This is a genomic window from Oceanobacillus sp. AG (assembly GCF_009746545.1).
Classification (GTDB): domain Bacteria; phylum Bacillota; class Bacilli; order Bacillales; family Amphibacillaceae; genus Oceanobacillus; species Oceanobacillus indicireducens.
Genome location: NZ_WOWT01000002.1, coordinates 221,236 through 240,765, shown reverse-complemented (window position 1 = coordinate 240,765; position 19,530 = coordinate 221,236). Strand labels below are relative to the sequence as shown.

The following is a 19,530-nucleotide window of genomic DNA, read 5'->3' as shown; positions in this document are numbered from 1 at the left end:
TAAGATACTTTTTGCCAGTATGCATTCGTTTGGTGTAAAAGACAAAAAATTTTTAATTTATATAATTGAATGGAAGTGTTGAATTGGAAATTAAAGTTTTTGATATCGCTGAAAGTAGTATTCGAGAAGAAACATTAAAGCCGATTGATATTGAGAATATAAAAAAAGTATTCAATAAAATATTTTCCCCGCAAAATAGTGATCATTTAAAAATTGATTGCTATGCAAACGAAAGCTCGATTCTTAGTCAGTATCACAATGATGGAAAATCTTTCAGCATGGATAGATTTGCAGAAGAGTTAAGATTAGCTGAATTAAAAGGTGATGGTACACGAAATAAACAAATTACCGAGGGGAATTTGTTTATAAAAAAGGAAACTAACCGATTAATTTTATTGAAGCTTGAAAATATAGAAGTTATTGATAAAGAAAAAAATTATGAGATGAGAACATCATTTTCGACTGAGTCTAATTACTATAAGGGATGTATTTTAGGAAATGATTTAAAAAGTATAACTATTATTGATAAAAATAAGTCTGTAGCGAAATACTGGAGAGAAGGTTTTTTAAACCTATCTCTAAATAGAGATGAGTATCAAAATTCAAAGGAATTAATCGAGTTATTAAAGGAAGACGAATTATTCACACAGGAACTGAAAGTAAAAGATAATTTTCAAGAAATCAAAAATAAAACAGAAGATTTTATTTTCCAGACAGACTCGTTTGATAAATTGAATTTGGCTGATATTTTACGAAGTGAAAAATTAATTGAACAAGTAAATTTAAACGAAATCTACTCAGACAAATCTAAAAAATTGGATACAGAATTTTTAATATCAAAAAGAGCAATAAAGGAAGATTACAACAAAACTATTTATGTATCTGATGAAACTAAAATACAGACAGAAAACTATGTCAAACTATTTAGAAGGCAAGGAATAGAGTATAAAGATGGAAAGATAATATTATCAGTTGATGATGATTTTATCAGTAAGTTACCTAGGGAGTTAAAAAGTGGAAATTAAAGGGAGCTTTATAAATACCTCTTTTCAATTTGATGATGGATACCCAGAAATTTTGGATAGTTTTACTGAAGAGAATGAACTATTTAATCATCCTAATCTACTATTTTTAGAAGAAAAGTATATAAATGAGTGTAGTCGGTTTTCAAAGATTATTGATAAATTTAAAGTAAAGAGATTTGACAGTAATTTATTAATTTATAAAAATAATCAGTTTGAAAAGTTAAATAATTTTAGTAAAGAGGTTGAGTTATTTGATCAAGTTATTGCAGAGAATAATATTAATGGACTACAGAAACAGGACTTGAGCATTTCTGTTAAACATTTTGAAGAATACAATAAGTCTAAGAAAGTTGAATTCATTCAATATCTTTATATTTTATTATTTTTATCTAACATTACAGAATATGAGGATAACCATTTTACTTTTAAAGTTGAAATGGAAGAAAAAGAAACTACTACTAAAAAAATATCATTTGATGAGTTTCAGGCTTTTAATTTAGTAAAAACTTATTCTTGGATTGTCAATAGTAAAGAAAACTTGCGAACAAGATTAAAAATAATACGGGAAATTATTGTTAGGAAAAAATCGTTTGATTTATCAGAAGGCGACTTGTATAAGGCAAAATCAGCTTTTAATCGAATTATTAAAGAAGAGACAGATAAATACTTTACACAGGTAAATATGTTGAAAGATGATTTTCTCAAGTTAAGCGAACGGAAACAAAAAAATTATCAATCATTGCATCTAAAATTTCTTGGTTGGGGTTCTTCTATAGCTTTATTCATATATGGCGAAGTGCGAAAAAAGGAAAGTGATAATTTATTAAATAAGTTATTTTTCTCCACAACAGAGAAAGGGATCTTATTTTTAGTTATATTTATCCTCTCTTTAGTAATCATTTGGTTAATTTTTGTAAAAGAAATGGCTGAAAATAAGGCAGAATATCAAAAAATAAAAGAATTTTATACTAATCAATTATTCTTTGAAGAAAAGGATTTTTCGGAGTTTATAAAGTCCCCTAAAATACCTTGTTTATACAAATTCCTTTTTTCTTTTCTTTTGGTAGCTTTGGCACTCAGATTATTTGTTTTTTTGATTTAACTGAAGAAGGAAATAGGTTAGGTCTATCTCTGGCATCTTTTTGTTCCACTTAATACACAATTTTGATCCACCGTTGCCAAGACAGTTCCAGTAAGTTTAATCCTATATATATAGCAACATCCCCACCATCCTTGACTTTGTTTGTGTGCGTGGTAGTGGGTATTGATAGCGGATGGCGAAAAACCAGCCTTTAGAGCTCCATCCGCATCAGAGCGTACCACGGACAATCACTTCTAAGTTCCGCTGGCGGAGCCCCGCCCCCCTTCCAGCGCTCACTAAGAATTGGCACAGCGGTAAAGGGCAAGCAGCTAAAGCTGTGGTTAAGATAGTGTTGTTTCTAAGCAAGTGGATCACCTTGGTCATAGCTGGATCATTTTCTTGTCTCAGGTGGACCAAAAAGATGGCACAACTGGGTCAATTGGATGGCTGTAATCATTCATAATAAAATAGCCCCAATTCAATAATTGGAGCTACTCAATTTAAACAATATTCATTCTAAAGCTTTTTAATCTCTGCTAAATACATCCCGCGTATAAACCTTCTCTTCAACATCCTTCAGCTCTTCAGACAAACGATTAGCAACAATCACATCTGCCTCCGCTTTAAATGCGTCAAAATCCTTAAACACACATAATCCGTCAAACTCCTCAGCATCTAGTACAGGCTCGTAGATAATTACTTCTATACCTTGTTCCCGAATTCGATTAATAACATCTTGTATCGCTGACTGTCTAAAGTTATCGGAACCAGTCTTCATGGTTAATCGATAGACGCCTACTACTTTTGGATTCCGTTTTGTAATCATATTTGCTATATGATTCTTACGGGTATCGTTCGAGTCAACAATCGCCCGAATGATATCATTCGGTACATCTTCAAAGTTAGCAAGCAGCTGCTTTGTATCCTTTGGTAAGCAATAACCACCATATCCGAAAGAAGGGTTATTATAGTGCCCACCAATTCGAGGATCTAATCCAACACCCTCGATGATTTGCTCACTGTCCAAGCCTTTTAACTCGGCATAGGAATCTAATTCATTAAAAAATGATACACGCATAGCAAGATATGTATTAGCGAATAGTTTAATCGCTTCAGCCTCGGTGGAATCTGTGAATAAAACCGGAATAGCTTCCTTAATTGCACCTTCTACTAGAAGGTCTGCAAACTTTTTAGCACGTTCTGATTGCTCTCCAACAATAATTCGAGACGGATGTAAATTATCGTATAATGCTCTACCTTCTCTAAGGAATTCTGGAGAGAAAATAATATTACCACTATTAAACTTCTCACGTATTTCTTTTGTATATCCTACTGGTACAGTTGATTTAATAATCATAACCGCATCCGGATTTATTTCAATAACATTTTCAATAACCGATTCAACAGAGCTTGTATCGAAGTAATTCTTCTCTGGATCATAGTTTGTAGGAGTAGAGATGATAACAAATTCTGCATCTCTAAAAGCTTCCATTGAATCTGTTGTAGCTTTTAAATTCAATTCCTTTGTTTCTAAAAATGTCTCGATTTCGACATCCGCAATTGGAGACTTTTTATTATTGATCATGTCTACTTTTTCCTGGATAATATCTAATGCAGTTACTTCGTTATGCTTTGCTAAGAGGACTGCATTAGATAAACCGACGTAACCTGTGCCTGCGACTGCTATTTTCATGGGATATGCTCCTTACTTAATCTCTTAAATTGTTATCCTAAATCAAAGTTTACAATCAACTATTTCTTGTTATAATACTTCACATACCAATCAGCAAATTTCTGTAAACCCTCTTCAATTGGTGTCTCCGGCGTAAAGCCAACAGCTTCATGTAATAGTTTCGTTGATGCATAAGTTGCAGGAACATCACCTGGTTTGATTGGCTCATATACCTTATTGAATTCTACTTCTCTATTTAAAGCATTACTCAAAGCTTTCTCAAGTGCTCCGATGAAGACCATTAGTTTCTCCGGGTTATTATTTCCAATGTTAAAAACTTTATGCTGCACCTCTTCATCTTGAGGTGGATTGTTAAGCAATCGTACAATTCCTTCTACAATGTCGTCAATGTAGGTGAAATCACGATATAGATCATTTTCAAAGTCGCCGTTATTGAAAATCTTAATTGGTTCTCCGTTAAAGTATTTGTCTGTAAAACCAAAGTAAGCCATATCTGGACGTCCCATTGGACCATAAACGGTGAAGAAACGCAATCCGGTTGCAGGAATCTTATACAAGTGACTATATGTATGTGCCATTAATTCATTTGACTTCTTAGTGGAAGCATATAAAGAGACAGGAGTATCCACAAAATCAGTTTCTTCAAATGGTACTTTTTTATTTGCTCCATAGACAGAACTTGAAGATGCGTATACTAGGTGATCTACTGGATAATGGCGGCATGCTTCTAAGATATTATAAAAACCTATAATATTGCTTTGTATGTATACGTCTGGATTCTCAATAGAGTATCTTACACCCGCTTGTGCAGCAAGGTTTACCACTATTTGTGGTTTATTTTCTTTAAAAATATTTTCTACAATTTCTTTATTAGAGATATCTTCGTTGATAAAAGTAAAGCCCTCATGCTTTTCTAATTGTTCTAGACGGGTTTTTTTTAAATTTACATCATAGTAATCATTTAGATTGTCTATCCCTATAACTTGGCAACCTTCGTTAAGCAATCGTTTTGTTAGATAACTTCCTATGAAGCCTACTGCTCCAGTGATCAGATATATTTGATTTTTATTTAATGACTGGTAACTCAATTACAAAACTCCTTTTACTTCAACAAAATACTTTATTTATTGTTTAAAATAAACTTTAAGCATAAATTATAACTTTTTAATCACTAGAGCGGGATTTCCGGTTTCAAACAATCTGGTAAACCAGCTAATCTCATTGGTTTTCTAATGTTTTTAAATGTATCTCTAATGAGATAAGTAATATTAGTGCTTTTGAATAATCATCTTTATTTTTTAAATGAAGATTTAACGGTTCTAAAGGATCTGTCCATGTTATGATATCTCTGTTTTTTAAATCATTTATCTGTTCTATTGCAAGTGTTTTTAAATCTTTTCTTTCTCGAAAACCATATTTAAAATTAGCATAATTTATATTACTATTTAAGAAAACAGGCATAACTTTATTTAATGAATTTTTAAAACGAATTGATAGCTTTCGTAAAAAAACTCTAGATTGGGATGTTTTAATTGGTAGCCCTAAGCTGTTTTTTGTCGGAAAACTAAATAGTTTTGGAAATCTATTTAACAACATATCAACATACAATGTCTGATTTAGTCTATACTTATTATCAATACTCAAAAAGAAATTAAATAAATCTCTATCAAGAAACGGTGTACGATAGTTAAAACCTTTCATTAAAACATGGGGAGCTATAAATTTTAATTGTCTGTTTAAGTAATCAATTTTTTCATAAGGCGTCACTTCGATGTGCTCATCAAAATCTATTTTAATGGCATTTCTATCATATTTATTAGGTAAGAGGTTTATCTTATTTTGATATGTATTATTCTTTATAAACATCTCTAGGCTCTCATGGTAACTTGTTTTCTTTTGTTGAAAACGAGAACCTACTAATGGATCGCCAAAAAAACCTGACCATATAATACCATCCTGGAAATTCTCCTTAATATCCTTAATGGGAGGATGGTGAAATAAAACTGTTTGATTATCAACACGTTTTGAAATATCCATTAATTCTTTCAAGTTATAATTATATTCTGTGAGTGGATAATTATAATGTATCGTTCCAATTCTGTTCGCTATATTTTTCCCTATCTCATAATCGAGAGTCTTAGGAGTTCCAAAAGTATAAGTATTGATATTGTTAACTTCTGTAAACTCCATTAATGCTGCTAGTATTGCCCTACTATCTAACCCTCCGCTCAGAGGTACGATATGTTTACTATTTGTATTAAAATTTTTTTCAATAGCGCCTATAAATTTGTTATAAGCTAGGCTTTCAACTTCATCGTAACTTAAATCTTTGTATAATTTCTTGTCAACACCTGCAAAGTCAATTTGATAATCATTATTTTGGTAATCCATCGTGTAACCAAATTGTAAAAAATCAAGCAGTTTTTGGCCTTCCATTAATACCTCTCCTAATTTTATTTATTTCAAGACCATCTTTCTAAGTATTTAACATCTCACTCTTATTAATATTAAATTGGTAAAATAGTTGTTTGGATCTTAAATCATGTAATTTAATTGCTATAAATTCACTAAATCAATTTTAGTGTTTTCTACAGTCTCCATAATTTTATGCTTTCTGGACATTCCATTTTTTCCAATTTACTCTTTATATCAACAACAATTCCTTTACCTTCACTCAATAAGAACTCAAATAATCCCCAGCCTTCGACCAAGTATTCCCGGTGTGGAACAGCCAATATAACAATATCTGCAGGACTTAATTCTTTATAAGGTATTAAGTCAATTCCATATACATCATGGGCCTCAATAGCATTAGCATGTGCATCAGATACCTGCACATTTATACCAAAATCTTCTAACTCTTTGATAACATCTATCACCCTGGTATTACGCAAATCTGGAACATTTTCTTTAAAGGTAAGCCCCAGAACAGTTACAGTTGCACCCTGAACAGGCATGTCTTTTTTTATCATTTGCTTAACCAACGAGGTCACAATAAAATCCCCCATATTATCATTAGTCTTCCGACCTGCTAATATTATATCAGGATGGAATCCTACTTTTTGCGCTTTATGAGTCAAGTAATACGGATCAACCCCTATACAATGCCCCCCAACTAACCCAGGTGAAAATTTTAAAAAGTTCCATTTCGTTCCCGCTGCAGCTAAAACTTCTGCTGTATCTATGTCTAACTTTTCAAATATAATGGCCAATTCATTCATAAGTGCTATATTTAAATCACGTTGTGTATTTTCAATTACTTTTGCTGCTTCAGCAACTTTAATAGAACTTGCTTTATGTATTCCTGCTTCAACAACCGTACCATACATATCAGCAATGACTTCAAGTACCTCAGAATTCTGTCCAGAAACTACCTTTGTAATATTAGTAAAAGTATGTTCTTTATCCCCTGGATTAATTCTCTCTGGTGAATAACCGACATAAAAGTCTTCTCCGCACTTCAATCCTGAAGCTTTTTCTAAAGCAGGAATACATTCTTCTTCAGTTGCACCAGGATAAACAGTAGACTCATAGACCACAATGCTTCCTTTAGATAGGTTTTTACCTATCATCTCTGACGCTTTAAGTAAAGGTAATAAATTTGGTTGTTTACTTTCAGTAATTGGAGTAGGTACCGCAACAATTATAAAATTTGCTCGACTTAAATCTTCCTGATTAGCAGTATATTCCATGGAAGCCGAAGTACTTATCAATTCTTCAGTTGTGACTTCTTGCGTTCGATCGAAACCTTGTTTTAATTCTTTTATTCTTTCTTCATTGATATCGTATGCAATAACATTTCTTTTTTTTCCAAAGGCTATTGCTAGCGGCAATCCCACGTAGCCTAAGCCTACTATAGCTAATTGTTTTTTCATTATAATCTCACTCCATAATATTCTATATACCAATCAATAAATTTATTTACACCTTCTTGAATAGATGTTTCTGGTTGAAAATCAATATCTCTATATAAGTCATCTACATTTGCATAAGTTTCGGGCACATCTCCTGCTTGAAGTGGTAAGTAATTCTTTTTAGCCGTTTTACCTAATCTATTTTCAATCGCCTCAATGAAATCCATTAGTCTAACAGGACTATTATTACCAATATTATAAACTTTATATGGAGCATAACTAGAACCGGGATCGGGATTCATACCAGACCACTCTGGATTTGCCTTGGCAGTTCTTTTAGTGAGCCTTGTAATACTTTCAACAATATCATCTACATAAGTGAAATCTCTCATCATATTACCATGATTAAATACATTTATTGGTTCATTATTCACAATTGCTTTTGTAAATAAAAATAATGCCATGTCAGGTCGTCCCCAGGGTCCATACACAGTAAAGAAACGTAATCCTGTTGTCGGTAATCCATATAAATGACTATATGTATGAGCAAACAGTTCATTTGACTTTTTTGTAGCTGCATATAAACTTAGTGGGTGATCTATATTATCACTGGTTGAGAAAGGCTTTGATTCATTAGCGCCGTATACAGAACTAGATGACGCGTATATTAAATGTTTAACATGATTGCGCCTACACGCTTCAAGAATATTTGTAAAACCAACTATATTAGAATTCACATAAGCATATGGGTTTTCCAGACTATAACGTACACCAGCTTGCGCCGCTAGATTTATAACTATTTCTGGTTTATATTCTTTAAATACACGATTAATAGTTTCAGTGTCTTCTAAATCTGTTTTAATAAATGTGAAATTATTATGGTTTAATTGTGTTAACCTGTCTTTTTTTAATTGCGGGTCATAATAATCATTTACATTATCAATCCCAATAACTTTATGTCCCTCATTTAATAGACGTCTAGATAAATGGTACCCTATAAATCCGGCTGAACCTGTTAATAAAATATTCATTTTTAAATTAGCTCCTTTTCTATAACTTTTTTCCAAAATAAGTCTCTCTTTAAACCCAACTCTCCCGAAGAGAATTCACGTGCTTTCCGAAAATTCCTTTCTGCCTGACCTTCCATAAGCTTTTTATCTTCTAACAAAATTTCTATCTTTCTACTTAGGTCTCTTTCAGACTTCGGCTCATGGATAAATCTAGAATCGATTAATTCTGGTACACCCCCAACTGATGATGCAACACAAGGCAATCCACGGCTCATTGCCTCAATTAAGGCACGAGGTAAACCCTCCGTTAAACTTGGTTGAATATATATGTCCAAACTATCAAGCCAATTAAACACTTTTTCGCCACCTGGTAAGCTTTCATCAAACTGCACATTATTTTCCATATTTAAATCTTTTAATAGATTTACTAGCCATTCTTTATCACCGTCACCTAATACTTTCAAAGTGCACCGGTATCCTTGGCGACTTAATGACTTTATTGCTTTAATGGCTGTATCTATTCCTTTGTATTTTGACGAATATGATCCTATCAATCCAATATTAATGTCTTTATCTAATCTCATTTTATTTATGCTAGCAATTCTCTTTGACAATATCGTTTCTTCCATAACAGGGATATCTACATTTGAAATATTAGTTACAATCGCCTCATTATTGTGAGGATATTTTTTTTGCAAGTAATCACTTGTTACATAAATTAAATATGAAGATTTCTTTATTACTTTTTTGTATTTCCGGGAGAAATAAGGTGCCATTACTTTCCCTAATATGCTGCCATGTGTCCAAAAAGATAAGAATGTGTCAGCCACAACTTCAAGTACATAAGGTTTATTTAACTCTTTTGCAACTTTTATTGCATAATATGCATGCTCACTGGGAAGCCTAGCGATGAGAAGATCTGACTCACCAATTAATAGTTTTAAATCTTTTTCTAATTTAAGTAGACTTTTTTTTCTTCTTTTAATACTATTCAAATTAGGTAAAGTATAATGTCTAACACTGTTCCCACTAGATAAATTCAACCCTTCAACATCCTGAGTGCAAACTTTTGTACCTCTAGCAGCAATTATTATTTCATCAAAGTATTTTAGATACCTATGTTCCCACATAGAATATGTTAATTTTCCATCGGAATAAAAGTTGTTTTCTTCATCATATTTAAATATATGACTATGTACAAATATAGCCTTCATAGAATCATCCTCAATATATATCTTTGATTTTTCTAGCAGGTACCCCAGCTACCAAACTATTGGGCTTTACGCTTGAATTTACTACTGCACCAGCAGCAACAACACATCTTTTGTTTATCTTTACACCGGATAAGATTCTACAACCACTACCAATCCACACATCTTCAGTAATCTCTACTTTATTTTCTTTAAGATTATTATATTTAATTGGTAGTTCCTTATCATCCCAGGTGTGCTCAAAAGAAATGATGCTAGAATGGTGAGCAATCGAAACGTTATCTTTTATAGTTATACCTCCATAAGAGTCGATATAACTATATGCATGGATACTTATATTTGAACCCAACTTTAAGTTATGGATATTTTTTAATATAACACCTTTTCCAATAAAAATGTTTTCACCACAAGTTGCAGCATACTTTTTTACGTATAAATACCTTAGCAATAAGGATATCTTGGATTCTGATCTATCAAAAGTATTCCATATGAAAGAAAAAATACTTTGAGGAATAAGCTTACTAACTCCTTCCAACAATCTAAGTATATAATTAAACTTTCTTATTAAGTCTCTACCACTCATAGTATCAATCCTTTATCTTATACGATATTAATAGTTATCAAAGTACACATAACTAAATTTAAATCAGTTGTGAAATAAGCTTTATCATTTAATCTTATTGTTAGAAATCATTACTATTAGATAGCTTTTTATGAATGCTATTTGAATCTAAAATAAAAGGTTATTTTAAAGAAGAGTCTATATTAATATTAATCACTTATTGTATAATTGTTTATACTGATTAATGCAATTTTCCATTCCAAATATTGATTGCTCAAATGTTGTAGACTCTTTTTTTGCGATATTATATAAGTTCTTATCATTAATCATATATAAAGCACGATCTGCCCAGATTTGTGAAGGTTCATCTACCGAAAAGTATTTTACTATATTAAATTCATTTGCGATTTCTTTAACACCTGGGATACTACTTGCTAAAACTGGTATACCAAGCGATACCGCCTCTAGTACAGCCCCCGGCAAACCCTCCCAAAGTGAAGGAAATAGAAATAAGTCCGCCCCAGTTAATATTCTTGCTACATCTGTTCTTTCCCCTAGTATAATAACATTCCCTTTTAAATTTAACTCATTAATCCTTTGGGTAATTTGCTGTTCAATTTCATTGTGTTTTTTTCCAACTAATAATAGGGTTGACTGTTTATCTTTTTTTACTATCTCGGAAAATATATCAATTAATTTCATATGATTTTTTTGTTTTGACATCCGTGCTACATTAATATAGATTTTATTTTGCTGAGGAATACCCAATTCTTTTTTTATATCGTTATGGATTTTAGGGTTAACTTTTGGTATACCATTATAGATCACCTTACATCTTACGTCTGACTCCCAATTTTCATTCCAAGCGATTTCCATCGCACCTTTACTAACCGATATAATATCAGTAGAATATTTATTAATCCATCTTTTTAATAGTACTCTTTGGAAAGTCCTTTTTAAACTTTGACCTCCAGTATCATTAGAATTTCTAAAATGTGTTATTCTAGCTGGAATATTCTCTCTATGAGCTAGTCTCAAAATATATCCTGAGGGATAGTGTACATGAGAATGAACTACATCATATTTTTCTTTTCTTAAAATTTCTCTAAATAACTTTTCAAACTTAAATGACTTTAGATTACAATAGTGTACTTTTCCTCCCAAACTCTCAATTTCTTCATCATAAGAACCTTTTTTGCCTGAAAGTGAGCAAAAGTCAAATTGTATTCCACTATTTTCAATAGATCTCATAACGTCTAATGTGCGACCCTCCGCACCTCCACGATTCATTTGTGCAAATATATGAAGAACTTTCATTTTGAATTTCCCACCTATTTGGTATTAATTATAAATCTAAATTGTATTAAGCACTTTTGTGGCTCTTGAATTCCAAGTATACTCTGTTTTAAAATCTTTAAATGCATTCTCACCAATTTTTGCTCTTAGTTTTTTATCATTTGACAAAATCTTTATAGCTTGAATCCATGCATCAATATTTTCTGGGTCACACAGTAATGAATTTTCTCCATGATTTAACACTTCTCGTAAAACCTGTAAATCGGAAGAGATTATTGCTTTTCCTAGTGACATATACTCAAAAATTTTCAGCGGTGACATCCACAGAGATAAGTCAGTACCACTACCTCCATGTCCCTGGACCTTTTTATTATAAGGTGCCAATAGTATATCACATGACTTTATATATTTAGGGGTGTCTGAGTGTGGAATAAAGCCATAAAATTTAATGTTTTCTATGTTATTTAATTGTGATTTCCAGTAATAAATATCTTCTTCGGTTCCTCCAAAAATGTGAAAATTCGCCCATCTACATTCTTTCGCAATTTTGGATATCAATTCCATACCTTTTCCTGAATATAGATGACCTAAATATCCCACGTTTACCTTTTGCGAATCATCTAACAACAGTCTCACAGATTCTATATTCTTTGGCGGTTTATCAGCCCCATCGTGAGCAACTACTACTTTATTACTCAAAAGGTTATAGTTTTTAAGATAATGATCCTGTAACGATTCGGATATTACAACTAAATGATTAAAGTTCTCTTTTGTTATTGTTTTGTTGAATAAACTCTGTTGAATCCTTCCAGCATCCATGATTGGTTTATGAGATTCGTAAATTACGGGATAATTTGTAGCTCTACTAGAAAAATAACACCCTGTTAAAAACCTTCCATATATTAAATCAGGTTTCATCTCTTTTATTAAATTAGCTACATTCCATCCATATAAATATCCCCCACCTTTTATGGATTTCCATTGTAATTTAGTTATTTCGAAACTATTTTTCACTCCATAATAGCTATATATATCTTCAATATCAGGCTCAGTATTAGTAAAATCTGGCGCTATTAGATTGACCTGGTGTCCTTTTTCACTAAAAGCTTGGCACATTTTCATAACATGAATACTATTAGCGGAGCGTGAAGGAATAATTGAATTTGATATGTAAGCTATACGCATTTCTCATCCCTCCTTAATTTTAACCACAAAAGAATTATTGCTATTAATTACTGCTCCTCAAACTTTTCCTTCTAATTTTAGATGGCTTTTTCATTATAAAAAGTGAAATTAGCATACTTATTATAAATATCGCTATAAACTCTCTAGATAATTCGAGTTGATAACTTACAGTATTTCTGTGGATATAGAAAGCCCATATACTTATAATCAGAGCTATCCCACTTTGTATTTCATTTTTGGTTTTAAACAACAGTCTAGAAGAAATAAATAAAATAAGAACAAACAACACCATAGAAGTAATTAATAATATCCAACCACCGGCACTCCATAATTCTGCCCAAATATTACTCGCTATATTAGTTCTATCTTTAAATACATTAGTACTTATTAAATCTGTAAAGTTTGTAACCCCAATATGTTGACCAGCCAAAGTACTTTTTCCAACTGGTATAATTAAATCAATAAATACTTCAATTAAATGGTCATAGCCCGATTTAAAATTTGTGATTATTACCTCATTGAGTATAGCTTGTGTTGTAAAAGGTTCTGAGTGACTTATACTATAAATCAGGTTATCTATAGAGAAAAATGTCGCCAATGCTTCCCCATATTCTCCTGCCTTCACTAATATATAAACTGACTTATAACTAAAAAAGAATACAGCAGCCATAACACCAATTATCAACACTTTTATATTATTTAATAACAGTCTCTGCTTTCCTTTATCAGAAAGGTATATCATAAACAAGGCTATTACTGTATATGCAGTGGTTGATCTAAAACCAATATAGGTATTAAATAACAAAATAACCAACGATATTACAAAGAGTCTCCACTTTTTCGAATTAAAACTTAGAACCACTGCCAGAGCAGTTGATGCACGCATCATCGAATGCCATATATTTAGCTCTTCTAACATTGTTCTTTTATCTAACTGTGTTAGCGTATCCCAACCAATTGTATAAATCGTCAAAATAAAACTAATTATGGCTATTAAAGTAGTAATTTCCGTTACTTTTTCTGTACCTTGTAGCGTTTTACGAGTTACATTGTCATTACTTTTCAAATCAAAAAGCAATGCACCTATGAGTATTAATATTAATAAAGTAATCATTATAAGATATGTTTCATCAGCAAGGTACGATCTTATATCTAGAGACATATTATAGTATGCATATCCATAAAAACCCGGGAGAAAATAAACAACAGCTGAAAGAAAACCAATTGTAAAAAAGTCAAACTTTCTATTTTTAAGTAGAAAGTAACATAATCCTATAATAACTATGAGATAAAAAAGTATCTTCATAAAACCCTCCTTCTGTATTAACGGAGATATTTACTCGTGCAGGTAATTAGATTTCTGACAAAAAACTCTCAAGCTTTCTAATATTTTGTTTTGGATCAAATAAACAATTAGCGACTTCCCGAGCATTATTCCCAATTCTATTTCTCACTTCAGTATCATCTATTAACTCAATAATTTGTTTTATCATCAATTCTTCACTTTTTGATAAATAACCTAATTTATTTGTTTCTATAAGACTATCTGGATCATAATAAAGACTAATAGTAGGCTTTCCTAATAACCATGATTGAATTAGATTATTAGGTAGACCTTCTGGATTACATGTATGAATCAAAAATAAAGAGTTAGCAATTATATTATCAACTTCATCTACCTTTTTGGGACCCAAATAATGAACATTTGATGGTAGATTTTCCTTCCGTAACATTTGATTATAAGAATTATCTTGTATCTTCCCAATCATTAAGATATCAACATTCTTATGCTTTATTTTATCAGCAATTTTTATTACTTTTTCCGGATTTTTACCTTTTTTTATGTTGGCAACCCAAATTATATAAGGTTTTTTCCAATTAAAGCTATTGGTTTTTGACACTTCCATTGAATTATAAATATGGATTTTTCTATTTTGCTTTATATTTTTAGGTACTGCATGCAAAGTATCCTTTTTTTGTAACACCACTCCATCCATAAACTTATAGCCAAGATAATTTATTCTATCAATTAATGTGTTTTTTAAAGATGATAGTATGCTTTTAAAGTATTTCAAAAAACCAGTATTCTTATTAATAGGACTGTATTTCCATTTAGTAATGTCTTTTAAACTTGATACGGCAAATACAATCTTACATCCTCTGATTTTACATAACATACCCGCATTAAATAAAAACTTTCTATTATACCTCCAGTATACTACATCAGGTTTTACTTCCTTTAATAAATCACCAAATGCTTTTATAGTAATAGAAGGTAAGGGATATACTCGATACGAAGTTCCGTAATTATTTTTCTTTGCTTTAATTGCTCCGTATATAACCTCGTGCCCAAATTCAGTTAAATGTTTGGCTATTAGATCACACTGCCGTTCGCTTCCACCAACTACATCCTCAATGTGTTGATTCATAATTAACACTTTCATAAATAACCTCCACAATCAATTAACAAAAGTATATATGTTATTTTAAATGTTCAAAAACATAATTATTCTTTTCTTGGATATCCTTAAAGATATAATAAAGCTTCCAAATAACAACAGATAGAAACTGAATTCCGTAAGCTAATACAATACCTAGTAATCCATATACTGCGCCTAACAACAAAGCTGCACCTATATAAATTAAATTCGTAAAGAAAAGGATCAATACATTTTTCTTCACTAATCCCATAGCAATAAATAATGGGTGAATGCAGATAAATGCAACTGAAAGTAGTCTTAAAGTCAGATAAATTGCTAGGATATGCCATGCACTAGCATAGAGCTCACCAAAAAGGATATCTAACCAGATTGGTGATAAACTAACTATAATTATTATTATCGGCGTTAATATAGCTGATATAATGAAGCCTGATTTTAAAGAAAACTTTAATGAACGCTTATATTTCTTTGCTGTAATTAACTGTACTAATTGTGGATAGATAGCTTGGAAAATAGGATCAGCAACTTTTCCAATTACATTAGAAACTTGCTTAAAAACCTTATATATTGAAACAGCCTCGAAAGAAATTACAGTAGAGACCATTATTATATCTAACTGTTTTACTGGAACATCAAGCATAGAAGTTAGGTTAGTCCAGCATGTAAACTTAAATATCTCCTTACCATTAACAATCGGACTTGACCACCATTTTCTTATATCTTTTGTATGTAAAACCAAATGACCTAATACAAGTAAAATAATATGCCCTACTACTTCCGATAGCATCCATACCATAAGTACAGCCCATAAATCTGCACCTATTAAAGTAGCTATAATTATACCTATTAATCTAATTAAAGCAGATATCACTTGTTGATATGCAAACATCTTAAATTTGTTATAAATCCTTAATACTGCTGTAGGTGTGCCTGAAAGGTGAAATAGGATGGTAAGGCTGTAAACACTCGCCATTAGTGTTTGCTCGGAATTTAAACCTAATACTAATGGTCCGACAAACTGAATACTTACTATAGCGATTAATGTTGCAATTATAGCTGTTGATACGTCTAATATTGTACCAAACTTTATATAGCCCTTAAATTTTTCCTGGTCAGTTTTCTCCAATGCTTCCACACCAAATTTTATTAATGCTTGCCATGACTGAAAGTTAACTATACTATCGACAATCAAAATATAGGTTTGGATTACCACTAATACACCAAATAACTCTGGACCTAATAACCTTGTGGAAAATACTAAAGTTATCATTCCAATTACTTGACTAACTATATTTCCACTTAATAAAACTGAAGCGTTTTTTAATAGTTTTTTTAATAAACCATCATTAAAAATCTTTTTGATAAAGTTCATTGTAATTACCTACTTTTTTGAATAAAAAAACCTCAAAACCTATTTTACTTTTTTCTAACAAATTTCTTCCAGTTCCATATTACTTTTGGTTTTTCTAATAAGACTTTGATCATTACGTTATTTAATTCATGGATGCACTGCTCAATAAAACTTACACAAGTTAGATTAGCCTTATAATCATATTTTTATATTTCTTGTCCAATTTGATCTATGTAAGCATCCACAACAATCTGTCGGTCGAACTCTTTCTCTATTTTCTTTCTACCTGCAATTCCCATCTTTATTTTACTTTTATAATCTAATTTTAAAAATGACTCAATTTTTCCAATTAAGTCTTCGGTACTTTTTATTTTAATTAAATAACCATTGATATTATGATCTACAATTTCTCTGCACCCACTTCGATCAGTTGTTATAAGAGGCCGTCCACATGCAGCACTTTCTAGCAAAACATTCGACATTCCTTCAGGATAATATGTAGGATGAATTGTGCAATGTGTTCTTTCAATAATCTGCCTAACATCACGAAGCATTCCATGATATATTATAAGTCCTTTCTCTTGAAGTACTGCTAATTTATCTTCATAGTCTTCTTCACAAAAACCACATATGTGAAATATAGTTTTTGGATACTTTTCCTTTATATATCTCGCTGCTTCCAAGTATTGCTCAATACCTTTTTCTTTCATGATTCGAGATATAAAAACAAACTCGACAGTGTCATTAGATGGATATTCCAACACTTGAAAATGTTCTAAGTTTACACCGGATCCTGGTATAAGTCTATGTTTCTCTATAGCTATTTTATTATCTATAAAAAACTGCTGATTTTCTTCATTTTGAAAAAAAACACAACTAACCTTTTTAAATGCAAACTTATATAACATAATTGAAATTTTTTGCAACACTCCCCTATTTTCTACAGCCGATCCTAGACCTGTTATATTAGCTATATATGGAATATCACTTATTCTGGCTGCTATTCCACCGTATATATTAGGCTTGATTGTAAAACTTAAAATAATATCTGGTTGAATATCTTTCATTATTTTTCTATAGTAGAAAAATAACTTTGCTTCTTCTATTAAATTTGTGCCATGTCTTTCTATTTTCGCTTCTACATAATTACACCCAAGTTCAATTAAATCATCTATTCGCTCTCCATAGGGAGAAGATATATATACCTCATAACCCTCTTTTAGTAAACGCTGTACAATTTCTAACCTGAAATTATAAATGACAACATCGTGATTTACTAGTATGAGCACTTTCTTCTTCATTACTTATTATTCTCCAGTTCTGTTTCTATTATTGTCTCTTTTAATGTATGCACTCGATAATTTTGTTTATAGGTTGATAGACTTTTATCATAAACTAAATTGCCAAATACTTTATCCACGATTTCAATTCTACCACTCATAAATCTCAAAACTGGATTAAATACTTTAACGAGTCGTATTGATCTTCCATGAACTTCGGCAATCAAACGTACCATTTCGCTAGTTTTGACAAACTCTGTATTTTGCGGGAAAAACATTCCACTTTCTTTATTATCTATCATTAATTTAAGAAACTCTGATAAGTTATCAATATGTAACATGCTACGCTGATTCTCTATATTAGGGAATAAAGGTAGCCTTTGAGCCGCTTTTGAGAGTTTCGGATAATTTCCTTTTGAATTTCTACCGTAAATCATAGGCGGTCGAATAATTGCAATTTTAAAATCATCATTTTCTAATGATTTGATCCCATTTTCAGCCTGAAGCTTGCTATCTCCATAGAAATTACTTGGTTCAGGGGTTGTGTTCTTATCAATTACTTTCCTGTCACTACTACCATCGCCATATACAATAATGCTACTCATAAAAATAAATTGACGAACACCTTCAACTTTGGATTTTTCAGCAACTTCTATCGTCAAATCCCTGTTTACTCTGTAATAAAGTTCTTCCATTTTTGGATCTTTGGAGACATGCGCAATCCCTGCTACATGTAATACAGCATCATATTTAGAAAAGTCATACTCCCTCCACAAGCCATCTCTCAAGCTAATCTTTTCCACTTCATATTCCCCTGGATAATTCTTGAGCCACGTTTCAAAAGAATTGCCGACATAACTATTTTTTCCAGTAATTAATATTCTCTTCATTTTGTCGTCTCCTCTTTACTGGCAGCCTCTTCCCCAATTACTCCAGTTCCACCTTCTACAACTCCATCACTTTTTACGACACTAATAAACGTGCCAATAAAACATTTTAGATCGAAACCAAAGCTCCTCCGTTTCACGTACTCCCCATCAAGTTTAGCCTTTACAGCTATTGGCAGTTCATCCCTTCCGTTTATCTGCGCCCAGCCTGTAAGCCCAGGTTTCACATCATTTGCGCCATACTTATCTCTTTCTTTGATTAAATCATATTGATTCCACAATGCTGGGCGTGGGCCTATCACGCTCATCTGTCCTGCTAAAATATTAAGGATTTGCGGAAGTTCATCGAGCGAAGTTTTTCTTAAGAATTTTCCTACTTTCGTAATATATTGATCTGGATTCCCTAAAAGATGTGTAGGAGTATCCTGCGGGGTATCAATCCTCATCGTTCGGAACTTCAATATATTAAAATGTGTTTTATGTATAGCAACTCGCTTTTGCTTGAAAAAAACTGGTCCTTCAGATTCTAACTTAATAGCAAGACTCAAAAGGATAAATACTGGTGATAGAATAATTAGCCCTGCAAGGGAAAGGATAATGTCTATTAATCTTTTCATTTTCGAGTAAAACATATAAAAGTGACCCCCATCACCA

Annotated in this window: 17 protein-coding genes; 2 read left to right on the top strand and 15 right to left on the bottom strand. The window is 31.7% G+C overall.

Annotation, left to right across the window (positions count from 1 at the left end):
• Positions 1 to 83 precede the first annotated feature (83 nt).
• Both GN217_RS01085 and GN217_RS01075 read left to right on the top strand, forming a co-directional pair.
• A complete protein-coding gene (locus tag GN217_RS01085) occupies positions 84 to 1,025 on the top strand; it encodes a hypothetical protein (RefSeq protein WP_156854441.1) in 942 nt (313 codons plus the stop codon).
• Entirely contained in the window at positions 1,015 to 2,127 is a 1,113-nt protein-coding gene (locus tag GN217_RS01075) for a hypothetical protein (RefSeq protein WP_198042544.1), read from the top strand. Before GN217_RS01085 ends, GN217_RS01075 begins: the two co-directional genes overlap by 11 nt.
• 505 nt (positions 2,128 to 2,632) lie before the next feature.
• Here the strand turns inward: GN217_RS01075 and GN217_RS01070 are convergent.
• The 15 genes from GN217_RS01070 to GN217_RS01000 form a co-directional block, all read right to left on the bottom strand.
• Positions 2,633 to 3,799, bottom strand: coding sequence for a nucleotide sugar dehydrogenase (locus GN217_RS01070; protein ID WP_156854440.1), 1,167 nt, complete (start codon positions 3,797 to 3,799; stop codon positions 2,633 to 2,635).
• A 59-nt stretch (positions 3,800 to 3,858) separates the two neighbouring features.
• Positions 3,859 to 4,887: an NAD-dependent epimerase/dehydratase family protein gene (locus tag GN217_RS01065; protein WP_156854439.1), complete on the bottom strand. Its 1,029-nt coding sequence runs from the start codon at positions 4,885 to 4,887 to the stop codon at positions 3,859 to 3,861.
• A 130-nt stretch (positions 4,888 to 5,017) separates the two neighbouring features.
• On the bottom strand, positions 5,018 to 6,235 hold the full coding sequence (locus GN217_RS01060; RefSeq protein WP_156854438.1) for an asparagine synthase-related protein: 1,218 nt from the start codon (positions 6,233 to 6,235) through the stop codon (positions 5,018 to 5,020).
• 152 nt (positions 6,236 to 6,387) lie between these two features.
• Entirely contained in the window at positions 6,388 to 7,674 is a 1,287-nt protein-coding gene (locus GN217_RS01055) for a nucleotide sugar dehydrogenase (RefSeq protein WP_156854437.1), read from the bottom strand.
• A complete protein-coding gene (locus GN217_RS01050) occupies positions 7,674 to 8,684 on the bottom strand; it encodes an NAD-dependent epimerase (RefSeq protein ID WP_156854535.1) in 1,011 nt (336 codons plus the stop codon). The genes GN217_RS01055 and GN217_RS01050 overlap by 1 nt, the downstream gene beginning before the upstream one ends.
• A gap of 2 nt (positions 8,685 to 8,686) precedes the next feature.
• A complete protein-coding gene (locus GN217_RS01045; RefSeq protein WP_156854436.1) occupies positions 8,687 to 9,877 on the bottom strand; it encodes a glycosyltransferase in 1,191 nt (396 codons plus the stop codon).
• A 10-nt stretch (positions 9,878 to 9,887) separates the two neighbouring features.
• Positions 9,888 to 10,457: an acyltransferase gene (locus GN217_RS01040; protein WP_156854435.1), complete on the bottom strand. Its 570-nt coding sequence runs from the start codon at positions 10,455 to 10,457 to the stop codon at positions 9,888 to 9,890.
• A gap of 192 nt (positions 10,458 to 10,649) precedes the next feature.
• Entirely contained in the window at positions 10,650 to 11,753 is a 1,104-nt protein-coding gene (locus GN217_RS01035) for a glycosyltransferase (protein WP_156854434.1), read from the bottom strand.
• 36 nt (positions 11,754 to 11,789) lie between these two features.
• Positions 11,790 to 12,917 (bottom strand): glycosyltransferase family 4 protein, encoded by a 1,128-nt coding sequence (locus tag GN217_RS01030; RefSeq protein WP_156854433.1) that lies wholly within the window; start codon positions 12,915 to 12,917, stop codon positions 11,790 to 11,792.
• 43 nt (positions 12,918 to 12,960) lie between these two features.
• Positions 12,961 to 14,223, bottom strand: a complete 1,263-nt coding sequence (locus GN217_RS01025) for a hypothetical protein (protein WP_156854432.1) — start codon at positions 14,221 to 14,223, stop codon at positions 12,961 to 12,963.
• A 46-nt stretch (positions 14,224 to 14,269) separates the two neighbouring features.
• Positions 14,270 to 15,361 carry a glycosyltransferase family 4 protein gene (locus tag GN217_RS01020; RefSeq protein WP_156854431.1) on the bottom strand — a complete coding sequence of 364 codons (1,092 nt, stop codon included), beginning with the start codon at positions 15,359 to 15,361 and terminating at the stop codon, positions 14,270 to 14,272.
• A 37-nt stretch (positions 15,362 to 15,398) separates the two neighbouring features.
• The gene (locus GN217_RS01015; protein WP_156854430.1) at positions 15,399 to 16,730 is read right to left on the bottom strand and encodes a lipopolysaccharide biosynthesis protein; all 1,332 of its coding nucleotides are present in this window, start codon (positions 16,728 to 16,730) and stop codon (positions 15,399 to 15,401) included.
• Positions 16,731 to 16,915: 185 nt separating this feature from the next.
• Positions 16,916 to 18,010, bottom strand: a complete 1,095-nt coding sequence (locus tag GN217_RS01010) for a glycosyltransferase family 4 protein (protein WP_156854429.1) — start codon at positions 18,008 to 18,010, stop codon at positions 16,916 to 16,918.
• Entirely contained in the window at positions 18,010 to 18,879 is an 870-nt protein-coding gene (locus GN217_RS01005) for an NAD-dependent epimerase/dehydratase family protein (protein ID WP_156854428.1), read from the bottom strand. The genes GN217_RS01010 and GN217_RS01005 overlap by 1 nt, the downstream gene beginning before the upstream one ends.
• Entirely contained in the window at positions 18,876 to 19,508 is a 633-nt protein-coding gene (locus GN217_RS01000; RefSeq protein WP_156854427.1) for a sugar transferase, read from the bottom strand. Before GN217_RS01000 ends, GN217_RS01005 begins: the two co-directional genes overlap by 4 nt.
• Between the last annotated feature and the right edge of the window lie 22 nt (positions 19,509 to 19,530).